This window comes from Parabacteroides sp. AM58-2XD, assembly GCF_003463685.1.
Taxonomy (GTDB): domain Bacteria; phylum Bacteroidota; class Bacteroidia; order Bacteroidales; family Tannerellaceae; genus Parabacteroides; species Parabacteroides segnis.
Window position 1 is genome coordinate 34,061 of record NZ_QSDP01000021.1, and the last position, 14,077, is coordinate 48,137.

A 14,077-nucleotide genomic window follows, 5' to 3' on the forward strand; every position below is an offset into this window, starting at 1 on the left:
GTTTCATTTGTAACGTAAAAGTTGCGGTATTTCAGATGGTTCGCTGGCAACCCTTATTCCTGCATCTTCCAATGCACGTATCTTTTCGACTGCGGTGCCGGCCCCTCCGGAAATAATAGCGCCGGCATGTCCCATCTGTTTACCCGGCGGTGCAGACTGGCCGGTAATAAAGCCGACCACCGGCTTGGTGACATGCTTACGGATATAATCGGCAGCCAGTTCCTCAGCATTTCCTCCAATCTCTCCGATTATCACGATTGAATGCGTTTCCGAATCCTTCTCGAACATCTCCAGCAGTTCGCGGAAATAGAGGCCGACAACAGGGTCGCCTCCCATTCCTACTGCGGTAGACTGCCCCATACCGTTGGCCGTCAAATGATAAACGATCTCATAGGTCAGTGTCCCGCTACGGCTGAGCACCCCCGTATGACCTTTCGTGAAAACCTTTCCCGGCAGGATTCCGACCAGACTTTCACCCGGTGAAATCAATCCGGGACAGTTCGGCCCAATTAACTTTGCCCCTTTCAGTTGGGCAAAACGATAGGCTTTTATGACATCGACGGTCGGGATTCCTTCAGTGATACAGATAATCAGCTCAATCCCGGCATCGGCCGCCTCCATAATAGCGTCTGCCGCAAAACGGGCAGGGACGAATATTATCGAAGTGTTAGCCTGTGTTTGCTGTACGGCATCGTACATCGTATTGAAAACCGGGATATGCTCGATTTCCGTACCGCCTTTGCCCGGTGAGGTACCACCTACGACATTGGTTCCGTATTCTTTCATTTTCAGTGCGTGGAAGAGGCCGTCGCGTCCGGTTATTCCCTGCACGACCAGCCGGGTCGATTTATTTATCAATATGCTCATGGTGACTTTTCTTTTATTGTTTATGTGATGCTTCAACAGCCATCAGAGTGGCTTCTCCCATTGTTTCGGCAACTTTGAAACGAGTGTCACGCAACAAATCGCGCCCCTCCTTCTCATTTGTGCCTGTCAAACGGACAACGACAGGGATATCGGTATCAATTTGCTCAAAAGCCTTCAGCAGCCCGTAGGCAACATCATCGCAACGCGTAATACCTCCGAAAATATTTATCAGCACAACCTTTACCTGTGGATCTTTTAAAAGTAGCTTCATTGCCTCAATCACTTTTTCCAGATTCGAACTTCCTCCTATATCCAGAAAATTAGCTGGGTTTCCGCCATACAATTTAATCATATCCATCGTAGCCATCGCCAGTCCGGCACCGTTCACCATGCAACCAATCTCGCCACCCAGATGCACATAACTAAAACCTTTTTCCTTCGCCTGCGCCTCCGTCCTTTCTTCCTCTGTCGGTTCAAACAGTGCCAAGACACGAGGCTGGCGGTATAACGCGTTATCATCGAACGTCATCTTGGCATCAATAGCCATCAAGACTCCGTCCTTCGTCATAACCAACGGATTGATTTCAACCAGAGAAGCATCTTTCTCGATAAAAAGCCGGTACATATTCCGGATAATCGCAGCCATCTGGTTCACCTGAGCTATCTTATCGAACAAGGTAAAGGCATAACGGCGTGCCAGATAATCCGGAATCCCGATAAGCGGGTCGATCCGGAAATGAAATATCTTTTCGGGACTCCGGCGAGCCACTTCCTCAATATCCATCCCTCCTTCCGCACTCATCATCAGGACAACTGAACGGGAATTGCGGTCGATAACAAAACTGACATAATATTCAAGATGGATATTCACCGCCTCGCTCACAATCACACGGGTGACAGGGAAATCTTTAATCGTCATGCCCAGAATCGCTTCGGCGTGCTGCAATGCTTCTTCCGCATTGCCTGCCAGTTTAACACCTCCTGCCTTTCCCCTTCCTCCGGTCAATACTTGTGCCTTGATTGCAACCTTTTCATTCCCCAGCTGACTGAAAGCAGCCGTAACCTCTTGCGCCGTGTTACACAGAATGTGCCGTTCCACTGGAATCGCATAGTCTGAAAAGAATTTTTTCGCCTGATATTCGTGTATCTTCATCTGGTAAATAATTTAGTGGTATTCACTCCTATTTTATAACAGATAAATAAATGAAGAAGTTGTTGAAGTCACCATATATATCCGGCTGTTTTCCAGCATAAAAGGAGAAATAACCTGTATTAACCGGACTTTTATTAGGAAAACTCGTTCCTATTTCGTATATTTGTTAGGGAAGAATATGAGGAGGATGAGTTATGGATAATATTTCAGGTTATATTGAGCAATTTGTCCTGGATAAACTGAATACGTTTAACGAAGGCAGAAACACAGATAAAGGTGTGTATTTCATACTTTTGCCGAATGAAAAAACGGCTTATTACACACTTTGGTTCTACAACCCGGCAGCGGAATTTCATCCGAATGTTTTTCTCTCCACACTGGATGTGAACGCTATTAATTCAGTGGAAAAAGCGATGAAAACGACAGCCAACTCTTTCGCCAGGCTGACGATTAAAATGAGACTGGAATCCATCTCACATAATGCCGACGACATTGTATCTTTTGGCAAATACCGTGGTTATCATCTGTTTGAAGTGGCTGCCATCGACCCTAAATATGTCACCTGGATTGCCAACAAATATGAAGCACGCGTACAAAGCGAAAGACGTTTCAAGGAACTGGCAGCGACCTATTCATGGGTATATCAGGACCTGAACACTTCCCGCACGCACAAAGTGCCTGTCAGCCGTTTTATCGGAACGATAGATGAGAAATTAAACGATTTGCATCTTTCCGTCCGGCGGGTCAAGGTGGAAGACAATCCGTACAAAACCCGTTCAGTCCGGGGAACCACCCATTTCTACGTCGACCAGAAAATTGTTGCTTCTGATGAATCCGGCAATCTGTTTTTCTTCACCATCCGGGCATCCGACCGTAGCCTGGAAAGCGGTAAGTTAAGTAATGCCGACCATGCTTATCAGGCGGGAGAAATCATGCATATCCGTTCGGCCAAAGTAATCAAGCATTATACTTCCCGGAATATCCGTTATACGAAGTTGGGATATATAAAAACAAAATAATACAATAACATTTGACAGGTAAAAATCCCATTCGAATCCATTTTTAATTTCTCCCGGGTGAAATTTCGATTTCATTCGGATGAAAATTTATTTTCTCCCGGATGTGGCGTTCTTCCTGTTTTAGGAGGAAAATATATTATAGAGAAGAAAATACGCGAAGAGATGATTATGACTTATTTTACATATAAAATGGCATTTTTACAAAAAAAGACTCAACACGCTGTATATTATTAGTATAGCATCAATTTAACAATAGTTAATTCTCCCGAAACCCTAGTTTCCGAGTCTGAAACTCCCCAAAAACGGACTTTAAGTACACAAAGTAAAGTAAAGAATAGTAAAGTAACAACAACAGCAACAACACGTGCGCGAGAGCGGAAAAAATCGAATGTCTTTTTTTCTTTCCCGATATTTCTGTTATTTAGCAGCTTTTCCTATCTTTACCGCATTATAACCGGAAAACATGTTTACAAAAAAAATAACGCTCGTACTATCTGTATTCGTTGCACTCTTTATTTTCAACGGCACTCTCTTTGCCCAAGAGAAAGCATTTCCCAAAAAGGGAGAAGGCATCACCCTTTTTCTGAAACGCCATAATCGTGTCGGAAAAGAGTATCATGATGAGTTCGTAAAACTGAACAAGACTAAACTCGGTAATGGGAATAGCCTGAAAATGGGCGTTAAATACCAATTGCCGCCATTAAAGGGGGCAGCGGCTACCGTGGCAAGGAAACCTAATTACGAGCCTTATTCGGCAAGGAAATGGCCGAATACAAAGTCACATCCTCCGAGTTGAAAGGCTGCTGCTTTTATCTGGTGAGCGGACATGGCGGTCCCGACCCCGGAGCCATCGGTAAAATGGGCAATGTAGAACTTCACGAAGACGAATATGCTTACGACGTCATGCTCCGCCTGGCCCGCAACCTGTTGATGCGGGGCGCCAAAGTGCACATCATCATCCAGGATGCCAAAGACGGTATCCGCAACGACAAATTCCTGAAAAACAGCAAACGCGAAACCTGCATGGGTGACCCGATACCGTTTAACCAGTTCCGCCGTCTTGAACAGCGGTGCGATAAAATCAACTCTTTATTCAAGAAAGACAAAGAAGTATACAAACGCGCCATCTTCATGCATATCGACAGCCGCAGTAAAAGTCACCAGACTGATGTTTTCTTCTATTATCAAGACAAAAATTCGGAAAGCAAACACCTGTCAAAGACAATGAAATCGACTTTCGAGCACAAATACAACAGACATCAGCCCGGCCGCGGATTCACTGGGACAGTCGGCCAGCGCGGATTGTATGTTTTAAGAAAAACAACGCCTCCCTCCGTTTTTGTCGAACTCGGCAACATACAAAATAGCTTCGACCAGAAACGTTTCATTCTCAGCGACAACCGCCAGGCTTTAGCAAACTGGCTCTGCGAAGGTTTCATAACCGATTACAAACGTTACAGAAAAAAACTGAAATAAACGGGAGACGGTATATGACAACCGTTGTTGAAACATAGGTGTTTTAATGACAAAACATATATACAAACATTCTTTCGAAAATAAGCCGGTCGATAATCGGACAGCTCAATTTTTTCTAATTATTACCCCTTAAGAACAACCGTTATTCCATAAAAATATATACCTTTGTGAGATTATTGTTGAATCGTTTTAAAACACCATGAATAATTCTTACATATCTCCTTTTGCAAAACCCGTTTATGTGATGTTGAAACCGGTAGGTTCGGTTTGTAACCTGGCCTGCGAGTACTGTTATTACCTGGAAAAAGGGAAATTGTATCCGGAAGTAAAGAATCACATCATGAGCGAGCAACTGCTGGAAAAATTCATCAAAGATTATCTGGAATGCCAGACAATGCCTCAGGTACTCTTCACCTGGCACGGCGGCGAAACACTGATGCGTCCGATAAGTTTCTACAAAAAAGCACTCGAACTTCAACAGAAATACGGCCGTGGAAGGCAGATAGACAACTGCATCCAGACAAACGGGACGTTGCTGACAGACGACTGGTGCCGTTTCTTCAAAGAAAACAACTTTCTGGTTGGAATATCAATCGACGGTCCGCAGGAATTTCACGACGAATACCGCCGGAACCGCCAGGGCCTTCCCTCCTTCTACAAAGTGATGAAGGGAATCGAGTTGCTGAAAAAACATCAGGTAGAATACAATGCAATGGCAGTCGTAAACGATTACAATGTCGATTATCCGCTTGATTTTTATAACTTTTTCAAAGAAATAGATTGTCATTATATCCAGTTCGCCCCTATCGTGGAACGGCTGGGACAACACACGGACGGGACAACGCTGACTTCGCCGGAACAACAGGATGCCCATATAAAACTGGCCCCCTTCTCCGTCGATTCCGAAAAATGGGGTGATTTCCTTTGTGCCATCTTCGATGAATGGCTGAAAGAAGATGTGGGAAATTACTATATCCAGTTATTCGATGCCACACTGGCAAACTGGGTCGGAGAACAGCCGGGCGTATGCACCCTGGCCCGGACATGCGGACATGCCAGCGTGATGGAATTCAATGGCGACCTTTATGCGTGCGACCACTTTGTATTCCCCGAATACAAACTGGGCAACATCTACACGCAGACACTAACGGAAATGATGTACAGCCAGAACCAGTTAAAGTTCGGAGCTGATAAATACGACAAGTTGCCGGTGCAATGCAAAGAATGTGAATACCTCTTTGCCTGCAACGGAGAATGTCCCAAAAACCGCTTCCTGCATACAGCCAGCGGCGAACCGGGATTAAACTATCTGTGCAAAGGCTACAAAAAATATTTCAGGCACGTAGCGCCCTATATGGATTTTATGAAAAAAGAATTATTGGCTCAGCGTCCGCCCGCAAACGTGATGCAATGGGCAAAAGAAAACAGAGAGATTTTATAAAACAATATGAAATACAACAGACGTGATTTTATTAAAACAGGAGGTATGGTTATGCTTGGTTCACTGGCAGTTCCTTCTTTTTTAGAAGGTTGTGCCGGTAGTACTGCTGATAAAGCTGCCGGTATCTCGTTTGCGTTAAACCATTTCGGTTTAAGCGAAAGCGATATGAAAAAAGTGCTGAACGCAGCACTGGAAAAAGGAGGAGATTATGCAGACCTCTTCTTCGAACATTCTTATCGAAACAACATCGGTTTACAAGACGGTGCGGTAAACCGCGCCTCTTCAAACATAGATTTCGGAATGGGCGTACGCGTCTTGTCCGGAGACCAGACAGGTTATGCCTACGTTGAAAATATCTCGCTCGACGAGATGCTGACAGCCGCCCGTACGGCTGCCCGTATCGCTAACGGCGCTGCAGGAAAAGGACCGGCCAAACTGACTGAAGAACCGATTATCAATAATTATTATGGTGTGCAAACTCCTTGGGACGAGATTGCCGTCAACCAGAAAACGCCTTACCTGCAAAAACTGAACGACCAGATTTTTGCACTCGACAAACGTGTCCATAAGGTTATGGCTTCTCTCGGAGATACAACGTCGCACATCTTTTTCTGTAATTCAGAAGGACAGACATATTACGACTATCGTCCGATGGTAACCCTGGGCGCCGTCTGCATCATGGAAGACAACGGTAAGATTGAAAACTCTTACGCTTCCCGCGCATTCCGTATGGGTGCCGAGTTCCTGACCGACGAAATCATAGCCGAAGTAGCAAAAGAGGCGGTAGAAAAAACGTCTATCCTCTTCCAGGCCGTGAAACCTAAAGGCGGCGAAATGCCTGTCGTGATGGGTGCCGGTGGTTCAGGTATCCTGTTGCACGAAGCCATCGGACATGCGTTTGAAGCCGACTTCAACCGCAAGAACACGTCCATTTTCTCCGACCAGCTGAATAAGAAAGTCTGCAACGAACATATCAATGTGGTTGACGACGGTACAATCCCGTTCAACCGTGGTTCCGTGAATATCGACGACGAAGGTGTGGAAGGACAAAAGACATATATCGTGAAAGAAGGTATCCTGACGAGTTATCTGCACGACCGCATCAGTGCGAAACATTATGGTATCCCTTCTACAGGCAACGGACGTCGAGAGTCGTTCCGCCAGATGCCTATCCCCCGTATGCGTGCCACTTATATGGAGGCCGGAAACGTGACGGAAGAAGAGATGATTTCAACTGTAAAGAAAGGTATCTATGCCTCCAGCTTTACCAATGGGCAGGTACAGATCGGTGCAGGCGACTTTACATTCTTTGTAAAAGACGGCTATCTGATTGAAGACGGAAAACTGACACAGCCGATCAAAGATATCAACATCATCGGTAACGGCCCGAAAGCCTTAGCCGACATCACCATGGTGGGCAACAATTATAAGATGGATAACGGCACATGGACATGCGGCAAAGACGGACAATCCTGTCCGGTAACTTGCGGTATGCCATCCGCCCTGGTTAGTAAACTTACTGTAGGAGGAGAAAATTGATATGATAACTAACGATAATAAGAAACTGGCCCAATGGGCCATGGAGTTCGCATTAAAGAACGGTTGCCAGTCCTCACGGGTAACGCTGTATAATGGTTCCAGCAGTTCATTCGAAATCCGGGACATGAAGATTGACCGCTTACAGCAGGCTTCTGAAAACAGTCTGGTTATCCATCTGTTTGTCGATGGCCGTTACGGTTCTTTCTCCACCAACCGCTTGGATAAGAAGGAACTAGAAAAATTTATCCGTAACGGAATCGATTCAACTCGTTACCTGGCAGAAGACAAGGCCCGTACATTGCCTGACGCTTCCCTGTACTACAAAGGTGGCGGTACCGACCTGCAACTGATTGACCCGAAATTCGACTCCATACAGCCGGACGAAAAAGTATCGTTGGCCATGAAGACCTGTGAAGAAATGATGGGAAAAGACGACCGTATCATTTCTGCCAACTCTTCTTACAGCGATGAGAAAGACTTTAAATATATGGTTGCCAGCAATGGTTTCGAAGGTGAAGCCTGTGGTTCTTCTTTCAGCTTGGTTGCCAGCGTCAGTATCCGTGGCGAAGGCGATGCCCGTCCCGAATCTTACTGGTACGATTCTTCCCTGTATTTCGATACGATGATTAAGGAAGGATTGGGTACGAAGGCATTGGAACGTGTTTTCCGCAAGCTGGGACAAAAGAAAGTGGCTTCCGGCAAATATCGCATGATTGTCGACAACATGAATTCCGGCCGTTTGTTATCTCCTGTTATCGATGCTTTATACGGTTCTTCCATCCAGCAGAAAAACTCTTTCTTATTGGATAAGCTCGACCAGAAAGTATTGGGAGACAAACTGACCCTCATAGACGAGCCGCATCTTATCAAAGCATCCGGCGCCCGTTATTTCGACGGTGAAGGTGTTGCCACCAAACGGATGCCCGTATTCGAAAACGGAGTATTGAAGACCTATTATATCGATACCTATTCAGCCAACAAGATGAAAGTGAAGCCGACTATTGCCTCCCCCTCCATCCTGACCATGCAGATGGGCGATAAAGATACGGACAGCCTTATCGCTTCAGTAGATAAAGGTATTCTCGTTACAGGTTTCAACGGAGGTAACTGCAACAGCACAACCGGCGATTTCTCATATGGCGTGGAAGGCTTCCTCATCGAAAAAGGTAAATTGACCCAGCCGATTTCAGAAATGAATGCAACCGGAAACATGATTGCTTTATGGAATAATCTGACAGAAGTAGGAAACGACCCTCGCCTGTTCTCCAGCTGGCGTATTCCGTCATTACTTTTCGATGGCGTTGATTTCAGCGGGTTATAATACTTATTCAGAAAAAGGATATTGCAAAAGCAGCTGACACCGTAACTGTCAAACACTTATGCAATATCCTTTTCTTTTATCTTATCAATAAATAAATCGAAATAAAATGGCAGACGCTACCGCCTAGAACGAAGAAATGCCACATCGGATGCATATATTTATATGTATCGAAAAAATAAAAAACGCATCCTACCGTATAGAACAATCCTCCGCCAATCAGCCAGTACAACACATCCATTGAATCCGTTCGTTGAAAGACATCAACCAAAGGCTTGAAAGCAATAATAACCACCCAGCCCATTGCCAGATAACAAGTAGTTTTCAGATGATCGGTCTTTTTCATCTTCTTGAAACTGAGAAAAACACCGATAACGGCAGCAGTCCATACAATTGCAAATAATATCCATCCCCAGTAGCCTTCCTGCCGGAGCGCTACCAAAGTAAAAGGCGTATAAGTACCTGCAATATGTAGATAAATAGCACTATGGTCAAAACGACGCAGTAATCTCTTTTGCCGCGCATGGGACGAAGCATGATAAAATGTAGAGGTGACATACGAGAGCGTCATGCTAAGCGCATAAACCACCGAACTGCCCACTGCCCAAGGATTTCCATTACAGATAGAAGCTATCAGTAATAATACGATAGCAACTATCCCAAAAATCATTCCTGCACCGTGTGTCAGCACATTGGCTACTTCTTCACCATAAGTTTGTCTTTGTTTGGTCTTGACCATTGCAGGTTACAATTGTTCAGCCTTAAAACCGGCATCTGTTACTGCTGCAATTATTTTATCAACAGGAACATCCGCTGTTACTTCCAAAACCTTATCCGGCGATTTCAGGTCGACAGACCATTCATCTTCCTTCACCAACTTATTCAGTTTAGCACCGATAGCAGCCACGCAGCCACCGCATTTTGCGTTTGTTTTAAATTTCATTGTTGCCATAATTTTTTTGTTTATACTATTACTTCATAAATTTCAGTCTCAAGCTGTTAAGCACCACAGAAACAGAACTGAAGGCCATCGCCGCACTTGCCAGCATCGGATTCAATAACAACCCGTTTACCGAGAACAAAACGCCGGCCGCCAAAGGTATTCCTATCAGGTTGTAAATAAAGGCCCAAAACAGATTCTGATGAATCAGACGCACTGTTCGTTTCGACAACTTGATCGCTTCCGGTAACAATAACAAATCAGATGTTATCAATGTCACCATCGCTACATCCATTGCAATATCCGTCCCTTTTTCCATCGCAATGCTCACATCGGCACGAGCCAGTGCCTGCGAGTCGTTTATGCCGTCACCTACCATAGCTACTTTCTTTCCTAACTTCTGAAGAGCCATGATATATTCTTCCTTATCATCAGGCATCACTTCGGCCTTAAAATATTTTATACCTAAAGTATCAGCCACTCTTTCCGCCGTCTTCACGCCATCGCCTGTCAACAAATGCACTTCTATTCCCATATCCGTCAGGGTCTTTACAGCCGCAGCCGATGTCGGTTTGATGCGGTCTGAAATAGCCAGTACAGCTAGCAAACGGTTACCTTCGCCATAATAAACGACGCTTATTCCGTTGTCCTGCCATTTACGTATCTGCTTCATAGTGTCATCCGGTATCTCCGAACCGAATACCTCCAACAATCCGTGGCTTCCAACCCAGTAAGTAACACCATTGACTTCCATCCGGATTCCCCGGCCGGTAAGGCTTTCAAAATTACCGGCTTCACACGTAGAGACTCCCGAATCTTCCAGCCAACGGATAATGGCAGACGCCAGCGGATGCTCCGATTTCAATTCCGCAGTATAGAGAATATCCAGATAACAGACATTCGATTCTGTCAGCCAGCAGGAATCCACGACAACCGGAATCCCTTCCGTCAATGTCCCCGTCTTATCCAGTACAATCGTATCGACTTTACAAAGAGTCTCCAAAGCATAAGCATCTTTTATCAGGATATGCCGTTCGGCTCCTTTTCCCATCCCGACCATCAGTGCCGTCGGAGTTGCCAGCCCTAAGGCACACGGACAGGCAATCACCAATACTGAAACAGCTGAAAGAAGTGCATAAGAAAAATAATCCCCACCGCCAATCACCATCCAGCAGATAAACGTTACGATAGACAGGAGAACGACTACCGGGACAAATATACCACTTATTTTGTCAACTATACGTTGCACGGGCGCCTTACTTCCCTGGGCAGCCTGCACCATCTTGACGATTTGCGCCAGAACCGTTTCATTCCCGACTCCGGTCGCCTCCATCGTAAAAGCACCTTTTTGGTTGATTGTTCCGGCCAAAACCCGGTCACCGGCAACTTTCTCCACAGGAATCGGTTCCCCGCTCAACATGCTTTCATCTATGGAAGAAGAGCCTTGCAGCAAAGTTCCGTCCACCGGTATTTTCTCACCGGGACGAACACTTACAATATTTCCCTTTTTCAAAGAAGAGATAGGAACTTCCTCCTCTTTTCCGTCAGTTACAAGACGGGCCGTTTTAGGCTGTAATCCCATCAGGCTTTTAATAGCAGAAGAAGTACTGTTCTTCGCCCTCTCCTCCATCAACTTGCCCAACAGCACAAAGGCGATAATCACCCCTGAGGCTTCATAATACACATGCGGCTCCAATCCCTTTTCAATCCAGAACTGCGGATAAACCGTATTGAAGAAACTGAATATAAAAGCAATGGAAGTACTGAGGGCCACCAAAGTATCCATATTGGCACTCTTTTGCAGTGCATGGCGCACGCCGTTCACATAAAACGATCGCCCGAACAGAACCATAATAGCCAATGCCAGCACCATCATTATCCAGTTGGCGTAGGGCATGTGCATAAACACCATCCCCAATAAAGCCAAAGGCACTGATAATATCCATGCTCCGATTGTATTCCGCTTCAGTTTTTTATAATGCTTACGCGCCATCTCTTCCTGTACGGCCAGCGGGTCTTCGGCCTCAACCACCAAATCATATCCGGCAGCCTGTACGGCTTCCTGCATTTTCTGTAAACTGATTACCGAAGGATGATATGTAACTGATAAAGTGTTCGCTGCAAAATTAACAGATGCCTCTTCTACTCCGGGTAGTGCCTTGACGGTACTCTCCACGTTATTGGCACAAACCGCACAACTCATCTCAAGGACGGGCAGTACCTTACTTTCTACATCTTTCATTATTATGTTTATTTTATACCGATTCTATTGTAGAACAAAGATACGAATAAATCAGTTGCAACAAAGTTGCGGAATTTCATTACGCTCATTAAGATATGTACGAATTTAATAGTTTTATTTGGTATATTTGTCCTATTATTTAACAATCGAATACCCGACCTTTGTCAGACGAATTAACGAATGAATTTATAAAACGAATACAGTTATGATACTTGACTCCTTGAATAACACAGAAAAGGTTGAATGCTTGCACCCTTTGTTTAAAAAAGCTTTTGATTATGTAAAAGCTACTGACTTCTCCAAAATGGAAGACGGCAAATACGAATTGGACGGTTCCCGCCTGTTTGTCAGCGTAGCCAGTTTATCCGGCAAAGATAAAAACGATGCTGCAATCGAAACGCATAAGAAATATATCGATATCCAGCTTCCCCTTCTAGGTGTAGAAAAAATCGGTTGGAAACCGGGATGCGAATTACAGGAAGTTTCCGTGCCTTATAACGAAGAGAAAGACATCGCTTTCTTCGTTGACCGCCCGACTGCCTATACAAAAATCTATCCCGGACAGTTCGCCATTTATTTTCCGGAAGACGGCCACGCACCCGGTATCGGAGAAGGAAATATCCGCAAAGTGATTGTCAAAGTACAAGTCGAAGAATAACTGCTTATAAAACCCATTGGCCTAACGGCACTAATGGGAGTCATCAGTAAGTATTTACAATAAAACGAGGGGGGAAGCTAAAATCCAGTTAGCTTCCCCCATTATTCTTTAAATAACACAACTTCTTAACTTACCGTCCGGTTGCCTGTAAATATTCCGTCCGTTTAATCAGGTAATTGGTATAATCGTCCGTATATTGGTCTCTGCTTTGTTGTAGTAAAGACTGGGCATTCAGCAAATCGCTCAATGTCTCCGTTCCTGCCTGATAATAATCTGTACTCAGACGTACATTTTCTTCTGCCGTTTTTACCGATTCTTCCGATATCTTTGCCTGTTCATAGGCCTCTTCCAATTCATTCCAGAGTTTTTGCATCTGCAAAAGAAGTTTCTCATTGGTATCCTGCCGTGTATATTCAGCCGCTTTCAATTGCAACTTCTGCTTCCTGATAGCATGCGAACCGCCCCACCAATCGGTTAAGGGGACAGAAACCGTAGCAAAAATCATCCCGAAAGAATGATCGGTATCCAGAATATTATGATACATATAGCCGGCACCTATTCCTACCGACGGCAGGTTCTGACCGACTTTCAATTTATATTGCAGACGGCTGGCTTCCACATTTTTATCAAGCAGTTTATAGGCAACAGTCGTCGGCAAGGCACTCATCAGGTCTATCCGGTAAGTCTCCGGCGAAGGCAGAGGCTCCTGTAAAGTTGCCTGAACGGTGAAATCATCTTCCGGCATTCCGATATACTGAGACAACAACATTTTTGACAGACGCAAATTATTATCCACTTTCAGCCGGTCACTGGCTATACTATTCTTTTTTAGTTGAACCTGTAACAATTCATTCCTGTTTGCCACGCCGGCACGAACGGAAGCCTCCACATCCTTATACAAGTTGTCGATTAATGTTTCCAGTAAGGAAACCGTTTTTCTCTTTTCCTGCAAAGAAACGTGCTGCCAGTAATACTGTTCGACAGTCAGCAATACTTCATTCTCCGATTGTTTCATCTGATAACGGCTCACTTCCACCGCCAGGGCAGCCAGTTTGTTATTATTAAGTATCTGTCCTCCTGCAAAAACCGGCTGGACTGCTGTCACTCCTCCCATAATACCGTTCTTTGCCATTGTCATTTCTAACAGACCGGGGACCAGCGCCAACTCTGCCATTCCATTGTCTGAGGTAAAAGCGCCTCCCGTCGCACTTATAGATGGAAAATATTTCGTGAAAGCCTCTTTACGCACCTCTTCCGCACCTTTTACATCTAAACGGGCGTTCTTCATCCGGGCATTATTCTCCAATGCCAGTTGGCTGCATTCCTCCAGTGTCAAACTACGCTGGGCTTCGACAGATAAAGCCGGTACCAGCAAAAGACAAAGGAGATTGCCTAAAACATATATTATCTTTTTTCCAGACATA

At 45.0% G+C, this 14,077-nt stretch carries 11 protein-coding genes and 1 pseudogene; 6 read left to right on the plus strand and 6 right to left on the minus strand.

Annotated elements, in window-relative coordinates; all coding sequences use genetic code 11:
- Nucleotides 1-3: 3 nt before the first annotated feature.
- Nucleotides 4-867, minus strand: a complete 864-nt coding sequence (gene sucD, locus DXA15_RS07125; RefSeq protein ID WP_128133574.1) for a succinate--CoA ligase subunit alpha — start codon at nt 865-867, stop codon at nt 4-6.
- Between the two features lie 13 nt (nt 868-880).
- Nucleotides 881-2,020: an ADP-forming succinate--CoA ligase subunit beta gene (sucC, locus tag DXA15_RS07130; RefSeq protein WP_128133575.1), complete on the minus strand. Its 1,140-nt coding sequence runs from the start codon at nt 2,018-2,020 to the stop codon at nt 881-883.
- A 194-nt stretch (nt 2,021-2,214) separates the two neighbouring features.
- Between sucC and DXA15_RS07135 the strand changes: the two genes are divergently transcribed.
- From DXA15_RS07135 to DXA15_RS07155, 5 genes and pseudogenes are all read left to right on the plus strand, one after another.
- On the plus strand, nt 2,215-3,039 hold the full coding sequence (locus DXA15_RS07135; protein WP_128133576.1) for a hypothetical protein: 825 nt from the start codon (nt 2,215-2,217) through the stop codon (nt 3,037-3,039).
- A gap of 463 nt (nt 3,040-3,502) precedes the next feature.
- Nucleotides 3,503-4,515: pseudogene (locus tag DXA15_RS07140) on the plus strand (N-acetylmuramoyl-L-alanine amidase).
- A 199-nt stretch (nt 4,516-4,714) separates the two neighbouring features.
- The gene (locus DXA15_RS07145; RefSeq protein ID WP_128133577.1) at nt 4,715-5,956 is read left to right on the plus strand and encodes an anaerobic sulfatase-maturation protein; all 1,242 of its coding nucleotides are present in this window, start codon (nt 4,715-4,717) and stop codon (nt 5,954-5,956) included.
- 6 nt (nt 5,957-5,962) lie between these two features.
- A complete protein-coding gene (locus DXA15_RS07150; RefSeq protein WP_007656925.1) occupies nt 5,963-7,495 on the plus strand; it encodes a TldD/PmbA family protein in 1,533 nt (510 codons plus the stop codon).
- 1 nt (nt 7,496) lies between these two features.
- On the plus strand, nt 7,497-8,816 hold the full coding sequence (locus DXA15_RS07155) for a TldD/PmbA family protein (RefSeq protein ID WP_128133578.1): 1,320 nt from the start codon (nt 7,497-7,499) through the stop codon (nt 8,814-8,816).
- A 76-nt stretch (nt 8,817-8,892) separates the two neighbouring features.
- Here the strand turns inward: DXA15_RS07155 and DXA15_RS07160 are convergent, their stop codons facing one another.
- Genes DXA15_RS07160 through DXA15_RS07170 form a run of 3 tightly spaced genes read right to left on the minus strand, consistent with a single transcriptional unit; the run spans nt 8,893 to nt 11,995 of the window.
- Nucleotides 8,893-9,552 carry a hemolysin III family protein gene (locus DXA15_RS07160; RefSeq protein ID WP_128133579.1) on the minus strand — a complete coding sequence of 220 codons (660 nt, stop codon included), beginning with the start codon at nt 9,550-9,552 and terminating at the stop codon, nt 8,893-8,895.
- A 6-nt stretch (nt 9,553-9,558) separates the two neighbouring features.
- Nucleotides 9,559-9,765 (minus strand): heavy-metal-associated domain-containing protein, encoded by a 207-nt coding sequence (locus DXA15_RS07165; protein WP_128133580.1) that lies wholly within the window; start codon nt 9,763-9,765, stop codon nt 9,559-9,561.
- Nucleotides 9,766-9,784: 19 nt separating this feature from the next.
- Nucleotides 9,785-11,995 (minus strand): cation-translocating P-type ATPase, encoded by a 2,211-nt coding sequence (locus DXA15_RS07170; RefSeq protein WP_128133581.1) that lies wholly within the window; start codon nt 11,993-11,995, stop codon nt 9,785-9,787.
- 205 nt (nt 11,996-12,200) lie between these two features.
- Between DXA15_RS07170 and DXA15_RS07175 the strand changes: the two genes are divergently transcribed.
- A complete protein-coding gene (locus DXA15_RS07175) occupies nt 12,201-12,653 on the plus strand; it encodes a YhcH/YjgK/YiaL family protein (RefSeq protein ID WP_010803046.1) in 453 nt (150 codons plus the stop codon).
- Between the two features lie 130 nt (nt 12,654-12,783).
- On the opposite strand, the gene DXA15_RS07180 is transcribed toward DXA15_RS07175, so the two are convergent.
- Entirely contained in the window at nt 12,784-14,076 is a 1,293-nt protein-coding gene (locus DXA15_RS07180; protein WP_128133582.1) for a TolC family protein, read from the minus strand.
- Between the last annotated feature and the right edge of the window lies 1 nt (nt 14,077).